This window comes from Sabulibacter ruber, from assembly GCF_017355955.1.
GTDB lineage: Bacteria > Bacteroidota > Bacteroidia > Cytophagales > Hymenobacteraceae > Nibribacter > Nibribacter ruber_A.
The window spans coordinates 581,873-600,568 of sequence record NZ_JAFFID010000001.1 but is presented as its reverse complement, the minus strand read 5'-3'; the positions used below and the strand labels follow the sequence as shown (position 1 = coordinate 600,568).

Sequence of the window (18,696 nt, the reverse complement as noted above, 5' to 3'; positions counted from 1 at the left end):
AACGGGCAATAAACGGGAAAACCACTACTTTTATAACAGTAAGAAAACTACTTGTTGTACGACAGATAGACTGTTCCGGTACTGGTTCACGAGAAAACATGAATTTCATTGAAAATACAAGGGAGGGGTTCAGGTCCATCAAGGGCAACCTGCTCCGCACGGTGCTTACTGCCCTCATCATCTCCATCGGGATCATGTCTTTGGTTGGTATTCTAACGGCGATTGAGGGAATCAAGTATTCGGTTTCCAATACATTCTCTACGCTGGGGGCCAATTCCTTTGACATTGAGAAGAAATGGGACGGCGGCGGACAGCAGGGCGGGCGGCAGAACAAGGTGTATCCAGACATCACCGAGTTTCAGGCCAAGCAGTATAAAGAGCTCATGAAAGACAAAGCCCGGGTGAGCCTCTCTACCTGGGTGAATGGCAATGCCTCTGTGAAAGCCGGCAACATCAAGACCAACCCCAATATTGCCGTGATTGGCGGTGACGAGAACTACCTGGTCAATGAAAACTATGACATTGAAGTGGGGCGTCCGTTTTCTTCTCTGGAGTACGAAAGCGGGGCCCCGGTGGCCATTATTGGCGAGGAAGTAGCCAATAAACTCTTCCCCAAGCAAAGCCCCGAGGGGAAACACATCATCATGCTGGGCCGCCGGTTTAAGGTGGTGGGCAAGATCAAAAACGAAGGCGGCGGTTTGGGCGGCGGCGGAAGTAACCGCAGAATCATTATTCCCCTGGAGACCGCCACGCAGATTCCTACGCAAAGCCCTTTGACCTTTGATATTAAATCGGCTATCCTGACCGAAACCAGCCTGGCGTACGCCATGGAAGAGGCCACCGGCATTATGCGCAAAGTGCGGCAAGACCGCCTGGGGCAGGAAGACTCCTTTGAAATCTCCCGCAGCGATTCTGTGGAGCAAACGTTGAACAAAATCACGGGTTACCTGAAAAGCGGCGGCTTTTTGGTGGGTTTCATCACATTGCTGGGCGCTTCCATTGGGTTGATGAACATCATGATGGTGAGTGTAACGGAGCGTACCCGCGAGATCGGGATCCGGAAAGCCCTGGGGGCCACCATCAAGCAGATCCGGCAGCAGTTTTTGATTGAAGCCATCGTGATCTGCGTACTGGGCGGAATTGCCGGTATCATTCTGGGCGTTCTCATGGGCAACGGCATTGCCATTCTAATTGGACAAGGCGAGTTCTTTGTTCCTTGGCTCTGGATGCTGGTGGGCATGATCATCTGTATCACGGTGGGTTTGTTCTCTGGGTATTATCCGGCCTACAAAGCCTCCAAACTTGATCCTATTGAGTCATTGCGGTACGAGTAAGCTACCAATAGTATAACTCAAAAAGAGGCTGTTCTCCGGGGAGGGCAGCCTCTTTTGTTTTATCTGATCTATTAGGCGGGGTTTGAAGAAAATGAGGTACAGGGAATTTCAGCCGTACCGTTGCTTGCCGTCTTTGTGTTGTTTGGTGTGCGCCTTTCGGTTACTTTTGAATTGGGTGATGGGGTGCCACCTATGCCAGAACCGCCTATCCTAAGAGGCTGATGACTCCTACTTCGGTACAGAACCCTGGTTGCTGTGCTATGTGAACCTGTGTCAAAAGGAGTAGTATGAGTCCTCGTTTCCAGTCTGTTTTTCAGAAATTAGCTTCGTTTAAGGGGAATTTTCCTTTCGGTTTTTATCTCAGTTTCAGGTATCTGCTGTGGTGGGTTTTAATTGCCCTGCTGGTGGGTAGTATCACCGGTAGTGCTTCTGCTTTGTTCCTGGTGTTACTGGAGCATGCCACCGAATACCGGGAAACTCACCTTTGGATAATTGCCTTTCTACCAGTAGCGGGTTTCCTGATTGGCTGTGCCTATCACTTCTGGGGCAAAGAGGCGGAAGGAGGGAATAACCTTTTGCTGCTGGAAATCCAAAAACCGTCCGAAAACAGGTTACCGCTCATTATGGCTCCCTTGGTGATGCTGTCTACGGTGCTAACCCACCTGGTGGGAGGCTCGGCGGGAAGGGAAGGTACAGCCGTGCAAATGGCCGGCCCCTTGGCTGACAATTTAGCTTCCTGGTTGCGGGTAAAACCAAGAGACCGGAAGCTGATGCTGATCTGCAGTATCAGTGGTGGGTTTGCCTCCGTGTTTGGTACTCCTTTGGCAGGCGCTGTGTTTGGGTTGGAAGTTTTCCTGCTTGGCCAGATAAGGTATAATGCCATAGTACCCTGCATTTTAACAGCCGTCATTGCAGATGGGGTAACCTCTTCATGGGGAGTGACGCACACAGCTTACCCCACCGTTAGTTCTCCTGACCTTGATTACATCACCCTGGCGGCTTCGGTAGTGGCCGGTATCTGTTTTGGGATAACGGCCCGGTTGTTTTCCTGGGCATCGCATGCCTGTGGAGCCGCCTTCAAAAAGTTAATTTCCTTTCCGCCTTTCAGACCGGTACTGGGAGGTTTGGTGCTGGCTCTCCTGATTTGGGCTTTAGGCACCACCAAGTACATTGGTTTGGGTATTCCTACCATTGAGGCCGCTTTTCTGGAGATATTGCCCCGGTATGATTTTGCCCTCAAGATTGCCTTAACTGCTTTAACGCTGGGCAGTGGTTTTAAAGGAGGAGAGGTAACTCCTTTGTTCTTTGTGGGAGCTACCCTAGGCAATGCCCTATTCTCTTTTTTGCCTTTGCCCCTGGAGTTATTGGTGGCCATGGGGTTTGTGGCCGTTTTTGCCGGAGCCGCTAATACCCCGCTGGCCTGTACTTTAATGGCCATAGAGCTGTTTGGGGCCGGTTGTGGCGTTTACGCGGGTATTGCCTGTGTCATCGCTTATCTGTTTTCGGGGCATACCGGTATTTATGGTGCGCAGATGATTGAGACCAGCAAGCATCCGTTGTTAGCGCGTGAAACGGGGGCAAGGCTTTCAGATAGTCAGAAGCGCCATCCTTAGCTTGGCTTCAAGGGGCATAAAAAAGCCCGACGGGGTGGCGTCAGGCTTTTTTCATTTCTGGAAGTATGGATTATTTCTTGGTTTTGCTCGCTTTGTATTCTTCGTTGAGGCCTCTCACGGCTTCCTCGGTGATGTCTAAGGAGTTGTCTCCGTACAGGATGGCGCTGTTACCACGGGTGTAGGTCAACACCATTTTGTAGCCTTTCTCCTTGCTGATTTTCTTCAGATGCGCTTCTACTCGTTCGTAGATCTTTTTCATCTCATCGTTTTCATCCTTGGCCAGTTGGTTACCGGATGTCTGTTGCTGGGCGGCTAACTGCTGTTCTTTCTGGGCCAGGCGCTGCTCGGTGGTGGCACGCTGTTCCTGGGTCAAGCCGGCGGCGGCTTGTCTGTATTGTTCTACTTCTCTCTGGAAGCTGGTGGCTTTGGTGCGCAGATCAGTTTCCATTCTCTTGCCTTTGGCCTCCAGTCTGGCTTTCACGTCTTTGAAATACTGGTATCTGTTCAGCAGGGTATCTGAGTTCACGAAAACAATCTCGGGGGCACTGGCGGCGGCTGCAGGAGCGGCTTCGTCTTCGGTTTCGGTGCTGGTGGCAGCAGCAGGAGTGGTTTCGGTTTTAGCTGCCGTGTTTTGGGTAGAAGCCTGGTCGTTTTTACAGGCGGCAAAAGATGCTGACAGGACAGCCAATAAAAGAAGCTTTTTAGATACGCTCACAGTCAAAAGTTAATTGATTTAAAAGGTTGATGATCAGGAGCTACGAACCAAGATTCGCGCCCCTGATCATTTAGTAGCCCCTAATTTAAGAAAATAAATCGGAAGGCGGTGGTTTGCCCTGGGCGAAGATTAATTTCCGCCGGCCCGGTTCACTTCATCAAGGCTGGAGTTACGGCGCTTCATTTCAAACTTCTCGCCTTTGTTGAAGCGGTACCGCAGGTTTAGCCGTACGCTGCGCTGGTAGTGGTACATGTTAATGGCGTTGGTGTTGCCGTCTACGTTGGAGGTGCCGCGCATTTTGCGGGTACGGAGCAGGTCAGTACCGGTTAAAGTCACGTCCAGCTGGTCATTCAGGAAAGAGCGTTTGAAGCCCAGGTCCAGCCAGAAGCTTGGTTGGGTTTGGTACACGTTGAAGATTCCTTTGCCCTGGTACCCGGCGGTTACTTCCATTTTAAAGTTCTTAGGCAAAATCACGTTGTGGTTAGACTGAGCCATGAACATCACTTGATCGTTTTTGATGATTTTACCCAAAACCGGGGTATTGTAGTTCTGGTAGGCCACGGTTACGTTGTTGTTGAAGTTCCATTTAGAAGTCACGTTCACCGGCGCCACCAGGGTAGCGTTCATGCTCTCGTTTTCTACGTTCTGCTGTCTGAACACAATCTCGTTTGTCTCCGTGTTAGGGGTGGGCACTTCAGACATGGCGTCTTTGCTGTGCGAATACCCAATGATCAGGTTGTAGTTCTTTCTGAAGGTTTGGGTGAACTGGAACGAGTTGGTGTATTGCGGCCGCAGATTAGGGTTGCCCTGGGCGTAGGTGTTGGCATCGATCATGAACACAAAAGGATTCAGGTTCTCATATCTGGGGCGATTGATACGGCGGCTGTAGTTATAGCTCACAGAGTAGTTGTCCGATACCCGCTGTTGCAGGAAGATGCTGGGGAAGAAATCCAGGTAACTGCGGGGGTTGGTGGTGTTGGCGTACACTGACCGGCCTTCAGAATCGGTGTACTCGGCCCTCAGACCGGTTTGCAGGGTCCACTTGCTGCCCAGGGTAGTGCTGAAGTTCACGTACGCCGCGTAGATGTTCTCGTCAAAGATGAAGTGATCGGTACGCTGAGTATTAAGGGTTCTGGTGCTGCCTTCCACGTTGTAGAAATCTATCTTGTTGTCTGAGCGTACGTGGCTGGCCTTGGCTCCGGCTTCAAATTTTCCTTTGATGGAAGCTAAGGGGCGGCTGTAATCTACTTTGGCGGAATAGATCTGGTAATTGGTGGGGTTGTCGTTCTCCAGGAGGCTGTCATTGGTCAGAACTCCGGATTCGTACTCTATCGTGTTAAAGCTGCCCACTCCGTTGTCGGTGATTCTGGCTACATCCACATCGGCACTTAAAGTTGAACCAGTAGAATCTAACTTGCCTAAATAGTGCAGGTTAAGCGAAGCATTGGTGAATTTGCCGGTGTCATGGTTCGCGCTTTTGCTTAGCTGGTTGGGGAACTGGCTACCGGTGGTGCTGGTGAAAACCCCGGTTCTGGTGTTGGAATGCGAGAGGTTCAAAGTACCGCCCACACTGTGCTGGGAGGTAAGGTCGTAGTCGGTGCCCAGCCGCAGGGATGGCGAGAACTGTCTGCCGTCTTCCTCGCCGGCCAGGTGCATGGTGTTTACGGCGCCTTCGTGCTGAAACCGGCGATCCATGGTGAACTCGCGGCCTCTGGGGCGGCTGTTCACATCCACGTTGGCGAAAGAACTCCATTTGCCTTTTTTCAGGTTGAGGTTACCGCCGCCGTTCACGCCGTGCTCGCGGTTGTACTGGTAGCCGGCGTAGACACTTCCGTTCAAGCCAGACATGGTATTCTTTTTCAGGTTCAGGTTGATGATCCCCGAGGTGCCTTCGGCATCGAACTTAGCCGATGGATTGGCGATGATCTCCAGGTTTTTCAGGTTTTCAGCAGGCATGCCCTGCAGCATTGTTTGTAGTTGTTTTCCATTCAGGTAGGTTAATTTTCCATCAATCATCACTTTCACACCCTCTTTCCCATTCAACTGAATGTTGCCGTCCTGGTCTACCCACACGCCCGGAGATTTGGTGAGCACCTCGTAAGCGGTGGCCCCGGCGGCCATGGCGGTTCCTTCTACGCTCACCACCATTTTATCGGCCTGCATATCAACGGTAGGTCTCAGACCCTGCACGGTTACTTCTTTGAGCACCTTGGAATCCTGTTTCAGGGCTATTTTCCCGAAATCCTTGGAAAACCCGGCCGAAGTGACTTCAAAAACGGGCAGGTCCTGGTTGGCGAAGCCCATGGCGCTTACGCGCAGCAGGTACTTGCCGGGAGCCGGAGTTTTCATCTTGAATTTACCGTCCAGCTCAATGGCCGTTCCTGTGAGGAGGGAGGTGTCTGAGGCTTTGAGCAAGGCCACTGTTCCGTAAGGGAGGGGCTCGCCTTTATCGTCTACCACTAAACCGGTTAACGAAGAAGGGGTCTGTCCGAAGACCGCCTGGGTGAGGAAAGAAAAGGCGGCCATTAATAAGAGGATGTTATAGAGCTTTTTCATGACGAGTGAAGTTTTTTATAATGTTGGATTTCTTGATAGTACTATGTAATGCAAGGTACATTGGCAAAAAAAAAGCCTAAGGGCGTAGGGGAGCAATAGGAGGGATCGCGTTTTTCATCAAAGCGCTTTTGCTGCCAGAGGTAAGCACCACATAGGCAAACACTACTCCGGTAAAGGACCCCAGCAACAGGAACACTTGCAGGAGCATCTGGAAGAAGGTGGTTGTTTCCATAGGAGTAAACTTAGGTTTAATACTCTCTTTCAATGGACCAAAGATATGATAAGGTACTATGTAAAACAAGGTACTGTTGCAAATTATTTCAAATAAATTTCAAAACCAGCCTTTGTAGCTATTCTGAGAGGTTTCTGGAAATTGAAAGAGGAAGAATTTCCGCGGCTAAGATGAAGTAAGCATGAGGGTAAAACTCGGTGAGATGCTTTCAAACCTATAAGAAACAGTACATTCGTAGGGTAGGCCGATTAGGTACTTCAATCTTCGTTTCTATGAATCAGCTTGAAAAGGATACCTATATAGTAACAGGCAGAGGCCAGGTTCACCTCTTGCTATTTATTGCGTACAGGTGTTTTCAGGCTATTTAAGTAAAATTGCCCCATAAACGGCTTCCTTCTTGGGGGAGGCTTTTGAACCTGACCATTATTTACTTTGGAAATAAATAAAAAAGACGCCACTCTGATCCCTATGAAGGAAAGGGTCAGCTCGTTCCGGAAAAAGCTGGGCCTGGATAATTTTCTCTTGTTCCTGCTGGCTATGATTGTGCTGGCCTATCTTTGGCCCGAATTGGGGGAAGAAAACGGTCCTTTGCCCCTGGAGGAAATCACCACGTATGGCGTTTCTTTAATCTTCTTCTTTTATGGGCTCCGGTTGAGCCCAGCCAAGCTGAAAGCGGGCCTGAGCGATTGGCGGCTGCACCTGGTGGTACAACTCAGTACGTTTCTGCTTTTTCCGGCGCTGGTCTGGGGGGCGCATCTGCTTGCCGGCGAAGATGCCAACCAATTGCTTTGGCTAGGCGCTTTCTACGTGGCGGCCCTGCCTTCCACGGTTTCTTCCTCGGTGGTGATGGTGTCCATTGCGGGCGGCAATATTCCGGCGGCTATCTTCAACGCCAGCATCTCCAGCCTGATTGGCGTATTCATGACCCCCTTATGGATGGGATTGTTCACCAGCACCAGCTCCGCCGCCGAGATGGATCTGACCAGCGTCATCCTTAAACTGATGCTACAGGTGATGTTGCCCGTGGCGCTGGGCGTTCTGCTGAACAAAAGGTACGGGACCTTTGCCGAGGCACAGAAAAGCCGGCTGCGGGTGTTTGACCAGACCATCATCCTTTTAATTGTCTATTCTTCTTTCTGTGATTCCTTCGCCCGGAACATGTTCCAGGGCTTCAGTGCCACAGATTTGTTGCTGCTGGGAGCGGCCATGATAGGGCTGTTCTTATTAGTAACCATCCTGATCCATTTCCTGAGCAAACTGCTGGGCTTTGGAAGAGAAATCCGGATCACGGCTATTTTCTGCGGCTCCAAAAAATCATTGGTGCACGGTACGGTCATGTCAAAAGTGCTCTTCCCCGATGCCAACTCCGTAGGAATTGTGCTGCTGCCCCTCATGCTGTACCATGCTTTGCAGTTGATTGCCGCCAGCATAATTGCCCAAAGAATGGCACATACCACTCAGAAGCCGGAAAACCCAAAGGCTTAGGGTACTTGTTTTCGTTGTGTTTTCTAAAAAAGTAGCTGAGAAAGGGTATTCTCTGCCACAACCCAAGCACTAAAAGATTCTAGGTAGGTACAAACTGGAATAAGACCTATCTGGAAACAGAAAACCCGTTTGCCAGCTGCAACGGGTTTTCTGTTTCCAGGTAAATACCATACTTTAATCTTCCTCTTCCAGCATAAATAAATCTTCTACTTTCTTCTGCAATAGTTGGGCAACTTTTAAGGCTAATACAGTAGAGGGGATGTATTTATTGGTTTCCAGGGCATTGATGGTTTGTCTACTTACCCCAATTCTTTTGGCCAGCTCTTCCTGGGTGAGTTTTTGCGCAACGCGCTCGTTACGCACGTTATTCTTCATAGGCGGGCACTTTTGAGAAGCGGTACAGCACCAGGTGAAATTTGACTAGAAACAGTAACATCAAGGTAAAGAGGTGGTACACCATGAATTGGTAGAAACCAATGCCATATACGAATATGATGGCCAGCAAAAGAAGGCCGGTATTAACGTACAAGGCCCACAGCAGCGACTCCAATCTTAGTTTTGTTATGTACTCATCTTCCTCCTTCACTTCAGAACAGGCTACCAGAATAGTTCCTACTATCAGCAGGCAAGCCAGTATTTCATCTGCCACGTTGTTTTCTGTAAAGGCAAAGGACTGCTCTGGTTCGCCCAGCATGGGTGGATTATAAAGCGTAAACACCTTCAGGTCTAACCAGGGGAATGCCACTACTTCATTGAAAAGCAAAAAGGCGAGCAGCAGGGAGGGGATCAGAATGAACCAACCCAGTTTCTTAAACCGATTGGGAAATAGATAACGTGTTTTCATGCTGATGTAAAGTTTACTTGACAAATGTAAAGTATGTTTTACAAAATTCAAGTAAACTTTACATTTAATTTTGCCTTTTTCATAGCTAGTGGCGTAAAAAGCAGAAGCCTGAACAGGTCTTCTGTTCAGGCTTCTGCATAAGTATAAAGAGGAGTTCTAATGAGCAAGCATCTCGGCGTAGGTTTCCTCAGCTTCCATTAAACCGGCCGAGGTGATGTTGGTCAGGCGCACGTGTTTTTCCTCGTTCACCAATACCGGGTCGTATTTGGCCACTACGCGCACGTAGTTCTCTGTAAAGCCTTCCATCTGGTTATCGGTGATATCGGCTTCAAACAGGACTTTACCTTCGTAGCCAATCTGGCTTTCGTAGAAGGCGCGCTTCTTTTTCTCTGAGAGGATGCGCAGCATGTCGGCGCGGCGGTTGCGGTCCTTTTGCGGTACTACGCCCGGCAGATCAATAGCAAGGGTGTTGGCTCTTTCTGAGTAGGGGAACACGTGCAGGTAGCTGATGTCCAGGCCATTCAGGAAGTTGTAGGTCTCCAAGAAATCTTCTTCGGTCTCGCCGGGGAAGCCTACAATCACGTCCACGCCAATGCAGGCATGCGGCATGGCGGCTTTGATCCAGGCCACGCGCTGGGCGTACAGCTCGCGCAGGTACCGGCGGCGCATCAGCTTCAGGATCTTGTTGCAGCCCGACTGCAGCGGTACGTGGAAGTGCGGCATAAAGCGCTGAGAACCTGCTACAAAGTTGATGATCTCCTCACTTAAAAGATTAGGTTCAATAGACGAGATCCGGAAGCGGCTCACGTTCTCCACCTTGTCCAGTTCCTGGATGAGCTGGTAGAAGTTCTCTTTACGTATGCCTTCCTGCAACCCGAAATCGCCGGTGTTTACCCCGGTCAAGACAATCTCCTTCACGCCCGATTCCCCGATGCTGCGGGCCTCAGCGACTACTTTCTCAATGGTGTTGCTGCGGCTTTTGCCCCGGGCCTGCGGAATGGTGCAGAAGGTGCAGGAGTAATCGCAGCCGTCCTGTACTTTCAGGAAGGTGCGGGTACGGTCGCCAAAGGAGTACGCGTTCACGAAGGTATTAGCCTCAGAAACCGGACTGGCGTGCACCTGCGGCGCTTCTTTCTTCTCAAAGCCGTCAAGAATGTCTACCAGTTGGAATTTCTCGGCGGCACCCAGCACGGCATCCACGCCGGGTATTTCAGAGATTTCCTTCGGCTTCAACTGGGCGTAGCAGCCAACAATGGTAATGAACGCGTTAGGCGAGTGTTTCAGGGCTTCTTTCACCACTTTGCGGCATTTCTTGTCGGCATTGTCGGTGACGGAGCAGGTGTTGATGACAAATATATCGGGCGTGTCTGTGAACTCCACTTTCTGGTACCCGCGCTCCTGGAATATCCGGGAGAGGGTAGACGTCTCAGAGAAGTTGAGCTTACAGCCTAATGTATAAAATGCTACCTTTTTCATAATCAAGGTGCAAAGGTACGGAGAATCAGAGATAGTTGCTCGGAATTCAAATTTGTTGTACGCACAAAAGCCGATTTAAGGCTGTTTTCTGAGAAACAGGCTCAAATCGGCTTTGCGCAGAGAAGTATGTTTTTAACCTATTTCTTCAGGAAATCCCCGAAACTGGTTTGCATGTAGGCTTTCCCTTGTTCCACTTGTTTTTCGGGTACGCCCGGCTCCCGCAGAATGGGGCGTTTGGACACATTGTCAAAGGTGATGATGCCCTGCGGCGAAACCATCCCGAAGCCATCGTTGAAGACGTAGAAGGCAAACGGAGTAGCCTTGGGGTCCAGCAGGTTTTTGCTCCAGGCAAACTGATTCGTGGGCTGGCCCAGTTGCTGCAGGAGGGTTGGGGCAAGATCGGTTTGGGACCCGATGGAGGTAACTACGGTGTCTTTCACGGCCAAGGCGCCACCGGTGAACAACAACGGAATCCGGAATTTGGAAGGAGCATCGTTCTGGTCTCCGCCTGGGAAATGGTGCCCATGGTCGGCCACAATCACTACCAGGGTATTCTGCCACCACGGCATTTTCTTGGCCGCATTGATGAAGCGGCCCAAGGCCCAATCAGTGTAATGGAAGGAGTTCTTGAACCGGGTTTCCTCATCGGTGCCCGGGAATTTAGGCCGGGTAGGAATGTCATACGGCTCATGGCTGCTGAGCGTGTACACGGTAGTGAAGAACGGCTGCTTCGGATTCTGGTGCTCGGCCAGAACTCTATCAAACAAGATGTGGTCATGCACACCCCACTTGGAGTTGTAGTTCTCGCTCCCGAAATCAGATTTCTCCAGCAGCTTGTCGTATTGCCCATTCAGCAGGTAAGATTTGATGTTAGCGAAGGCCAGTTCGCCGCCGTAGTAGTAACTGGTGCGGTAGCCCATTCTTTTCAATTCAGAAGCTAACTGCGGCAGACGCTCGGTTTTCTTGGGCGTTTTGATGATGGAGGTGGTGGTTTGTACCGGGTAGCCGCTCAGCAAGGCCACCATGCCTTTTTCGCTTCGGTCCCCGGCGGCGTAGATGTTCTGGAACAGCACTCCTTCTTTGGCAAGGGCGTTCAGGTTAGGCGTAACCTCGGCCGGTCCGCCCAAAGCTCCCACAAACTTTGCGGTGTAGCTTTCCAAAATGATAAACAGAATGTTAGGCTTCTTCACCCGAAGCAACGATGGAATGGAATCGCTCTTGGGTTGGTACAACTCCTGCACCAAGGCCTGGGCCTTTTTCTCGTCTAAATACTGGTAAGGATTCTTGGTGTTGTGGTTCTTCTTGATGACAGAGTGCATCACGTTCCAGGGCACGTTCACACCGGCGTGGTTCGCGAAGATGTTCTGCGAGAAGTAGACGTCGCTTTGGTTCAGGGGAATCTGTTGCCAGCCGCCCCGGATGGGCAGCACCAGCAAGGCCACCATAAACAAACTGAGTAGCAGTTCGGCGGCCAGGTGTTTAGCGCCTCTTTTTGGGGAAACTTCCCATTTCCGGCTGATAAACCGGTACCCTATTATCCCGATCACTAGCAGCAAAAGGAAAATCAGAGCCAATAACCAGATGGGAGCAGAGGCGGTGGAGGCCAGCATCTCGGCGGGAGTGTTCAGATACTGCAAGGGCGTAGAATCTAACCGAAAACCCCAGGCGGTATACAGTTCCAGGTCAATGATCACCAGCAGCGTGACAATCACCAGCATGACGTAGGTAAATCCCGAGATGATTTTAAGGAAAATCTTTCTGGCAAAAGCCACCTCCAGAAGCAGCAGCAGAAAAGGAATGACGCTGAGGTAAGCGGCAAAGGAGAGATCCATGCGCAGGCCGTACCAAAACACCTTGCTTATTTCGGTCGCCGTAAGACTGGAAGCCTTGCTGTGCTGGTATAGAAGAAAAATTGCCCGGCAAATCTCAAAGAAGAGGGTCCAGAAAAGGAAGTAGCTGAGAGTTCTTGTTAAAATTCGTTTCACAAGCCAAATATACCGCTAAAGGAGTATTCCCTAAAAAACGATATTTTCTGAAAGTGCCTTCCAGAAAAAGGGGATGTTCTTTAGAAATAAATAGGGCTTCTATAAAAAGACCTGCTTTTTAGAAGGGTTCAACATGTATTTAGGGTGTTTTATCTAAAAAGTACCCTAAAAATTTAAGGGGTATGCTTGAAAGTAAGATTTCTTCTACTACTTTTGGGTCCAGATTAACAAACATTACAAAATTCATGGCCATTCTTCGATTTAAGGCGCTGGAGTTGGTAAACCAACGGTCGGCAGTAGAGGTGAAGCTACCTTCTGACAAAATCTCTGATTACTTTGGGTCAAACGTTTTCGGATTGGAGGCCATGCGCTCCACCTTATCCGGTGAATATTTCAAGCGTCTGCAGACGGCTATTAAAACCGGTAGCAAAGTAGACCGCAGCCTTGCCGAAGCAGTGGCTTCTGCTATGAAAACCTGGGCTTTGGGCCGTGGCGCTACCCACTACACCCACTGGTTTCAGCCATTAACCGGCGAAACAGCCGAGAAACATGACTCCTTCTTTGACCTGAGCTCAGACGGACGTGCCATAGAGGCCTTCAAAGGAAGCGCCCTGGTACAGCAAGAGCCAGATGCTTCTTCTTTCCCAAGCGGCGGTATCCGGAACACGTTTGAGGCCCGTGGTTATACTGCCTGGGATCCTACCTCACCGGCGTTCATCATTGAGAATGCAGGTACCAGAACGCTTTGTATCCCTACCATCTTCGTTTCTTATACCGGCGAGGCGCTTGACTACAAAGCTCCTTTGTTGAAGAGCCTGGACTTAGTGGAAAGAGCTGCCGTTGATGTTTGCCAATATTTTGACAAAGACGTAACCAAAGTTACCACTACTCTGGGGGTTGAGCAGGAGTACTTCCTGGTAGACCGCGCTTTATATGAAGCCCGTCCTGACCTGGTGATGGGAGGTAGAACCGTTTTCGGGCATGAGCCTGCCAAAGGCCAGCAGCTGGAAGACCATTACTTCGGATCTATTCCTTCCCGCGTACACGCCTTCATGGTAGAGTTTGAACTTGAATCCCACAAACTGGGTATTCCTCTGCGTACCCGTCACAACGAGGTGGCTCCAAACCAGTTTGAGTGTGCGCCAACCTTTGAAGACGCTAACCTGGCCGTTGACCATAACCAATTGTTAATGGATGTGTTAGACCGCGTGGCTGAGAAGCATCACTTTAAGGTGTTGTTGCACGAGAAACCGTTCAAAGGCGTAAACGGTAGCGGTAAGCATAACAACTGGGCACTGAGCACCAACACGGGCGTAAACCTGTTCGCTCCGGGCCGTCGTCCTAAAGAGAACCTGCAGTTCCTCACTTTCTTCATTACTACCATCAAAGCGGTTCACCGCTATGCAGATCTGCTGCGTGCCAGCATCGCCTCGGCCAGCAACGACCACCGCTTGGGTGCCAACGAAGCTCCTCCGGCTATCATGTCCGTGTTCATCGGGAAGAAACTGACCGAGGTACTGGATGAACTGGAGCGTACCGCTAAGTTGCCCCTGGACAAAGGCGATAACGTGTACCTGAAACTGGGCATCGATAAAATCCCTGAAATTCTGTTGGACAACACAGACCGTAACCGTACCTCGCCGTTTGCCTTCACCGGTAACAAGTTTGAGTTCCGTGCGGTAGGTTCTTCCGCCAACTGCTCTAACGCCATGATCACCCTGAACACCATTGTGGCGGCTCAGTTGAAAGAGTTCAAGAAGAGCGTGGACGAGCAAATGGAGCAAGGCAAGAAAAAAGAAGTGGCCATCATTGACGTACTGCGTGACTATGTGATCTCTTCCAAAGCCATCCGTTTTGAAGGAAACGGTTATTCTAAGGAGTGGGAAGAAGAAGCCGAGCGTCGTGGGTTGAGCAACATCCGTAAGACACCGCAAGCTCTGGACAAACTGGTAGACGAAACCGCAACTACTCTGTTTACTTCCAATAACATCTTCAGTGAGCGTGAGTTACATGCCCGCCACGAGATTCTGCTGGAAGACTACATCAAGCGGGTGCAGATTGAGGCCCGCGTAATGGGTGACCTGGCCATGAACCACATCATCCCAACCGCAGTGGCGTACCAAACCAGACTGGTGGAGAACATCAAAGGCATGCGCGAGATTGGTTTGCAGGATGATGAATACACGCAGACTACTGTGGAGACCATCAAAACCATCTCCCGTCACCTGACTACCATCAAGACCAACGTAGATGCCATGATTGAGCAGCGCAAGGTAGCCAACAAAATTGACGACACCCGCGAGCGCGCCATCATGTATACCGATGAAGTGTTGGCTTTCTTTGAGCCTATCCGCTACAGCGTAGACAAACTGGAGCTGATTGTAGACGATGAGCAATGGCCACTGGTTAAATACCGTGAAATGTTGTTCCGTCATTAATCTGCCAACTTATCTTTCACAAAAAAGCCTCTGCGAACTGCAGAGGCTTTTTTGTTTCTGGCTTATTTACAGGAAAACAGGCCAGAATCCTGTATCTATGGTTGCTCCCGAGACTACGCTCTGGGAGGAGTGGTTCTGTTAGGAGTGAAGTTTTGGCCTACGTCTTTCAGCTTTGTTTTCACCTTCTCCACGCAAGGTAGACGCTGACGCCATTCCTGTTCACGCCACCAGGCCTGCATTTTGGGGTTCTGACGGGCCAGATCATACACGCGTTTCAAGACAAAAGGCAAAATCAACGTGGCGATGTTGGTGGCCAAGGTACCTTTAATGCCCAGGCGCAGGATAAGTTTGAGCAGCAACATGTCTTTCAGTTTGTCAAACAGCAACTGCGGGGCTTTCTCCTGAATATGGCCTTTTAAGACCAGAACCGCTTGTTGGGCATTTCCGCTTTCCAATTCCTTGTTAAGCCAGTGCTCTACGGTTTCACGGGCAATCTGCACCGCTTCGGGAATCTGACTAACCGACAAACCTGCTTTATGGAGCAGTTGAGCAGCAAACGTATGGCTTCTCTGCAAAAAAGGAACTGGCATAGTGGTAAGGTTGAATGTTGCTGATGCTACGTAATTCTTCTAAAAAGGTTTGATCATTTTTGAGAACTCCTCTTTAGTCTTCCCGTACCGCAGTGGATAAACCCTTGATCTTAAACCACAAGCGTATGGACTTTGATATTCCTGAATTTAAGAAACGTTTAGATAACGAACGACTAAAAGGCGCAGAACCTGCCCAATACATTCAACAGGAGATAAGACAAGCCGAGGAGGTGAAGGAAGGAATTTCAGAAGAAAATAACCATGCCACTGATTTTGTGTCAGAGGCCATTAACCGCATTGACACCTATATCTTTCAATTGCATGAATTGGCGCGTCAGTTCAACCCCGCCGAGTTTGACATAGATCAACGCACTTACCTCAAAGACGAAGGCGTGCATCACCGCATTGCAGACCGCATCAACCGCCTGAAAGAACAAGGAGACGCGAACGCCTCCACAGAAGATCCATTGTTGAGGGGAGAAGCGGATGACAAGTAAACCACTTATCCGCCTCTCGACTTATTTCAGGCTCCTTTTCAGGAATCAAGCTTAAAACAACACTCAAGCAAAAGCGCCGTTTTCTGCCGCAGAATTACCGGTGAAGCTCTGGCCTACACTCCTGAATTTGGTTTTCAGTTCTTCTTTGGATGGGAAGTGCTTGCGCAGGTCCAGGTTTTCCCACCAGGTTTTGAACTGCGGATTCTGCTGAAGGTGGTCTACCAGCCGTTTCATCACGTATGGTAACACAATAGAGGCAGCTCCTCTGGCTAACTCAAAGTTGAAGCCCAGGCGCACGATAAACTTCGCAACCAGCAAATCCTTCAGCTCTTCAAATAACAACAAGGCGCTGCTCTCAGGGAATTTGTTTTTCACCATCTCAATCACCAAGGGCAGGTTTCCTTGCTCTATTTCCTGGTGCAACCAATTTTCGGTGGTTTGGCGGGCCAGTTGGATGGTTTGGGGAAGTTGAGCCGCGGGAACTCCCTCTTGCCGAAGTAAGCTGGCCGCTTGGCGTTGGCTTTGATATGTGAAGAGTAGTGGCATGGCTAAAACAATGTTGTTAACATAATTGCTCTACGCATTCAGATGCCGTGTGTTTCTCATTCTGCTTAAACTCCTATTTTGGTTTAAGTAACCTTCACTGTGCAAGCTTTAAGGGTAGCCTTGTTTAATGTTGTCTCTGTATAGTCTGCATGCCAGGGCAGGAAGTTAACTCCTTGTTCCACAATCCCTAGAGAGGTTTGAGGGTTTGCCAAGATTCAAGTAAAAGCAGCAGGGGTGTAGATGGCACAAAAAATGTAGTATTTTTACAAAACCTGAGCTGAACAATACGGTTTAGCCCTTGGTTAAAGAAGTATGGAGACCTCATTTCCCATGAATACAACCTCTGGTAAGCTGGAAGGCATTTACTGCCCCAGCTTGACAAACTATACCCGGCGCCAAACCCGCGAAGTACGCATTGGAGACATCGCCTTGGGAGGCAATAATCCCATCAGGGTGCAATCCATGACCACTGTAGACACCATGGATACCTTGGGTTCGGTGGAGCAGGTGATTAGAATGGTGGAGGCCGGTTGTGAGTACGTGCGCATTACGGCTCCCAGCGTAAAAGAGGCTGAAAACCTGGGCAACATCAAAAAGGAGCTTCGGGCTCGTGGCTACAACGTACCCCTGATCGCCGATATTCACTTCACGCCCAACGCCGCCGAACTGGCCGCCCGCCTGGTGGAGAAGGTACGAGTGAACCCTGGCAACTACGCCGATAAAAAGAAATTTCAAACAATAGAATACACAGACGCCACCTACCAGGCAGAACTGGACCGCATCCGCGAACGGTTTACACCTTTGGTGAACATCTGTAAAGAGTACGGCACGGCCATGCGCATTGGCACCAATCACGGGTCCTTGTCTGACCGCATCCTGAGCCGCTACGGCGATACCCCACTGGGCATGGTGGAAAGTGCGCTGGAGTTCCTGCGCATCTGCGAAGACCTGAACTACTATGACGTGGTGCTTTCTATGAAAGCCTCTAACACGCAGGTGATGGTGCAGGCCTACCGTTTGCTGGTGCAGAAGCTGGAGGAAGAAGGATTACAACCATATCCGTTGCACCTGGGTGTGACCGAAGCCGGCGAAGGCGAGGACGGGCGCGTGAAATCTGCCGTGGGTATTGGTACGTTGCTGGAAGACGGTTTAGGCGATACGGTACGGGTTTCGCTCACTGAGGCGCCTGAACTGGAAGCGCCCGTGGCCAAAATGCTGATTGACCGGTATGCCACCCGGGCCGGACATACGCCTATCAAGCCTATCTGCCACCTGCCGTATAACCCGTTCCAGTACCACCGCCGCGAAACCCGCGAGGTGCTGAACCTCGGCGGGCACAACGTACCCAGGGTAGTGGCCGATCTGAGCCGCCTGGAGCAGATCACGTATGAAGACCTTCGTCCGGTAGGGCACATTTATTCGCCTTCGCTGGATAAATTCCACATGACCGACCAGGGCGCGGACTACGTGTACACCGGCAGCACGCCCATCCCGTTCATGTTGCCCAACGGCCTGAAAGAAATTGTTGACTACACAGATTGGTTGGAAGCCGAAAAGCGGGAAGAGCGTTATCCTCTGTACACCGCCGTGCAGTTTGAAACCGCCGATACCTGGCACCCGCAGCTTAACTTTGTGCAGGTGTCATTGGGGCAGTTAACCAATGATTTCATAGAAACACTGCATAATCGGCCGGACGTGGTGCTTATCCTGGAGACGGAGAACGAGCACGCCATGCCTGAGCAACGCAAGGCCTTTATCCGGCTCATGAACCAGGAACAACCGGTGCCGGTTATCATCAAGCGTTCCTACGAGGACCTCACCGATGAGCAGGTGCAGCTCTATGCCGCCACCGACATGGGTGGACTGCTCATTGACGGATTTGGCGATGGCGTTTTGCTCAGCACCCAGGATCTGAGTTACCGCACCAAAGAGGAGTGGGGCTACAACCTGGAAGGGCTGAACAAACTGGCCTTTGGAATTTTGCAGGCCGCCCGCACGCGCATGAGCAAAACCGAGTACATCAGTTGCCCAAGTTGCGGACGCACATTATTTGACCTGCAGGAAACCACCGCCATGATACGCAAGCGCACCGACCATCTGAAAGGCGTGAAGATTGGCATCATGGGCTGCATCGTGAATGGACCCGGTGAAATGGCCGATGCCGATTACGGCTATGTAGGCGTAGGAAAGGGTAAAATCGCGCTATACCGCGGGCAACAAGTGATCAAGAAATCGGTGCCCGAAGAGCGCGCCGTAGATGAATTGATTGAGCTGATCAGGGAAGACGGAAACTGGATTGAGCCGGTAGGAGTAGGGGAATAAGACCAACTATTTTTGCTTTTCGTAAATCTTTCTCCCTCTAAATCTGTTACATAGATAAGCAGA

General features: G+C 50.4%; 15 protein-coding genes and 1 riboswitch. Of the genes, 6 read left to right on the top strand and 9 right to left on the bottom strand.

Features of this window, described 5'->3' with window-relative positions; translation table 11 throughout:
* The first annotated feature begins 98 nt into the window (after positions 1-98).
* Both JT719_RS02520 and JT719_RS02515 read left to right on the top strand, forming a co-directional pair.
* Entirely contained in the window at positions 99-1,334 is a 1,236-nt protein-coding gene (locus tag JT719_RS02520) for an ABC transporter permease (protein WP_207430786.1), read from the top strand.
* Positions 1,335-1,499: 165 nt separating this feature from the next.
* Positions 1,500-1,572, top strand: a riboswitch (Fluoride riboswitch).
* Positions 1,573-1,621: 49 nt separating this feature from the next.
* Positions 1,622-2,947: a voltage-gated chloride channel family protein gene (locus tag JT719_RS02515; RefSeq protein ID WP_207430776.1), complete on the top strand. Its 1,326-nt coding sequence runs from the start codon at positions 1,622-1,624 to the stop codon at positions 2,945-2,947.
* A 70-nt stretch (positions 2,948-3,017) separates the two neighbouring features.
* On the opposite strand, the gene JT719_RS02510 is transcribed toward JT719_RS02515, so the two are convergent.
* From JT719_RS02510 to JT719_RS02500, 3 genes are all read right to left on the bottom strand, one after another.
* Positions 3,018-3,662, bottom strand: a complete 645-nt coding sequence (locus tag JT719_RS02510; RefSeq protein ID WP_207430775.1) for an OmpH family outer membrane protein — start codon at positions 3,660-3,662, stop codon at positions 3,018-3,020.
* Positions 3,663-3,791: 129 nt separating this feature from the next.
* A complete protein-coding gene (locus tag JT719_RS02505; protein WP_207430774.1) occupies positions 3,792-6,218 on the bottom strand; it encodes an outer membrane beta-barrel family protein in 2,427 nt (808 codons plus the stop codon).
* 76 nt (positions 6,219-6,294) lie between these two features.
* Entirely contained in the window at positions 6,295-6,450 is a 156-nt protein-coding gene (locus JT719_RS02500; protein WP_207430773.1) for a hypothetical protein, read from the bottom strand.
* Positions 6,451-6,918: 468 nt separating this feature from the next.
* On the opposite strand from JT719_RS02500, the gene JT719_RS02495 reads away from it, so the two are divergent.
* A complete protein-coding gene (locus JT719_RS02495; protein ID WP_207433219.1) occupies positions 6,919-7,935 on the top strand; it encodes a bile acid:sodium symporter family protein in 1,017 nt (338 codons plus the stop codon).
* Positions 7,936-8,109: 174 nt separating this feature from the next.
* Here JT719_RS02495 and JT719_RS02490 read toward each other — a convergent pair whose 3' ends face one another.
* The 4 genes from JT719_RS02490 to JT719_RS25500 form a co-directional block, all read right to left on the bottom strand.
* Entirely contained in the window at positions 8,110-8,310 is a 201-nt protein-coding gene (locus tag JT719_RS02490) for a helix-turn-helix transcriptional regulator (RefSeq protein WP_207430772.1), read from the bottom strand.
* On the bottom strand, positions 8,300-8,779 hold the full coding sequence (locus JT719_RS02485) for a hypothetical protein (protein ID WP_207430771.1): 480 nt from the start codon (positions 8,777-8,779) through the stop codon (positions 8,300-8,302). Before JT719_RS02485 ends, JT719_RS02490 begins: the two co-directional genes overlap by 11 nt.
* Before the next feature lie 156 nt (positions 8,780-8,935).
* A complete protein-coding gene (mtaB, locus tag JT719_RS02480; RefSeq protein ID WP_207430770.1) occupies positions 8,936-10,255 on the bottom strand; it encodes a tRNA (N(6)-L-threonylcarbamoyladenosine(37)-C(2))-methylthiotransferase MtaB in 1,320 nt (439 codons plus the stop codon).
* 137 nt (positions 10,256-10,392) lie between these two features.
* Positions 10,393-12,240, bottom strand: coding sequence for a sulfatase-like hydrolase/transferase (locus JT719_RS25500; RefSeq protein WP_207430768.1), 1,848 nt, complete (start codon positions 12,238-12,240; stop codon positions 10,393-10,395).
* 245 nt (positions 12,241-12,485) lie between these two features.
* Between JT719_RS25500 and JT719_RS02470 the strand changes: the two genes are divergently transcribed.
* On the top strand, positions 12,486-14,678 hold the full coding sequence (locus JT719_RS02470; protein WP_207430764.1) for a glutamine synthetase III family protein: 2,193 nt from the start codon (positions 12,486-12,488) through the stop codon (positions 14,676-14,678).
* Between the two features lie 113 nt (positions 14,679-14,791).
* On the opposite strand, the gene JT719_RS02465 is transcribed toward JT719_RS02470, so the two are convergent.
* Complete coding sequence (locus JT719_RS02465) at positions 14,792-15,268, bottom strand: hypothetical protein (RefSeq protein WP_207430757.1); 477 nt, start codon at positions 15,266-15,268, stop codon at positions 14,792-14,794.
* 125 nt (positions 15,269-15,393) lie between these two features.
* On the opposite strand from JT719_RS02465, the gene JT719_RS02460 reads away from it, so the two are divergent.
* Positions 15,394-15,765, top strand: coding sequence for a hypothetical protein (locus tag JT719_RS02460; protein ID WP_207430756.1), 372 nt, complete (start codon positions 15,394-15,396; stop codon positions 15,763-15,765).
* Positions 15,766-15,828: 63 nt separating this feature from the next.
* On the opposite strand, the gene JT719_RS02455 is transcribed toward JT719_RS02460, so the two are convergent.
* Positions 15,829-16,311: a hypothetical protein gene (locus tag JT719_RS02455; protein WP_207430755.1), complete on the bottom strand. Its 483-nt coding sequence runs from the start codon at positions 16,309-16,311 to the stop codon at positions 15,829-15,831.
* Positions 16,312-16,641: 330 nt separating this feature from the next.
* On the opposite strand from JT719_RS02455, the gene ispG reads away from it, so the two are divergent.
* Entirely contained in the window at positions 16,642-18,633 is a 1,992-nt protein-coding gene (ispG, locus tag JT719_RS02450) for a (E)-4-hydroxy-3-methylbut-2-enyl-diphosphate synthase (RefSeq protein ID WP_207430754.1), read from the top strand.
* Positions 18,634-18,696: the final 63 nt, after the last annotated feature.

Bases quoted from the DNA above. Each gene is read 5' to 3' on its own strand.
- JT719_RS02460 (WP_207430756.1), top strand. From the start codon at position 15,394: ATGGACTTTGATATTCCTGAATTTAAGAAACGTTTAGATAACGAACGA.
- JT719_RS02485 (WP_207430771.1), bottom strand. From the start codon at position 8,779: ATGAAAACACGTTATCTATTTCCCAATCGGTTTAAGAAACTGGGTTGG.
- JT719_RS02495 (WP_207433219.1), top strand. From the start codon at position 6,919: ATGAAGGAAAGGGTCAGCTCGTTCCGGAAAAAGCTGGGCCTGGATAAT.
- JT719_RS02505 (WP_207430774.1), bottom strand. From the start codon at position 6,218: ATGAAAAAGCTCTATAACATCCTCTTATTAATGGCCGCCTTTTCTTTC.
- JT719_RS02455 (WP_207430755.1), bottom strand. From the start codon at position 16,311: ATGCCACTACTCTTCACATATCAAAGCCAACGCCAAGCGGCCAGCTTA.
- JT719_RS02465 (WP_207430757.1), bottom strand. From the start codon at position 15,268: ATGCCAGTTCCTTTTTTGCAGAGAAGCCATACGTTTGCTGCTCAACTG.
- JT719_RS02470 (WP_207430764.1), top strand. From the start codon at position 12,486: ATGGCCATTCTTCGATTTAAGGCGCTGGAGTTGGTAAACCAACGGTCG.
- mtaB (WP_207430770.1), bottom strand. From the start codon at position 10,255: ATGAAAAAGGTAGCATTTTATACATTAGGCTGTAAGCTCAACTTCTCT.
- JT719_RS02515 (WP_207430776.1), top strand. From the start codon at position 1,622: ATGAGTCCTCGTTTCCAGTCTGTTTTTCAGAAATTAGCTTCGTTTAAG.
- ispG (WP_207430754.1), top strand. From the start codon at position 16,642: ATGAATACAACCTCTGGTAAGCTGGAAGGCATTTACTGCCCCAGCTTG.
- JT719_RS02490 (WP_207430772.1), bottom strand. From the start codon at position 8,310: ATGAAGAATAACGTGCGTAACGAGCGCGTTGCGCAAAAACTCACCCAG.
- JT719_RS02520 (WP_207430786.1), top strand. From the start codon at position 99: ATGAATTTCATTGAAAATACAAGGGAGGGGTTCAGGTCCATCAAGGGC.
- JT719_RS02500 (WP_207430773.1), bottom strand. From the start codon at position 6,450: ATGGAAACAACCACCTTCTTCCAGATGCTCCTGCAAGTGTTCCTGTTG.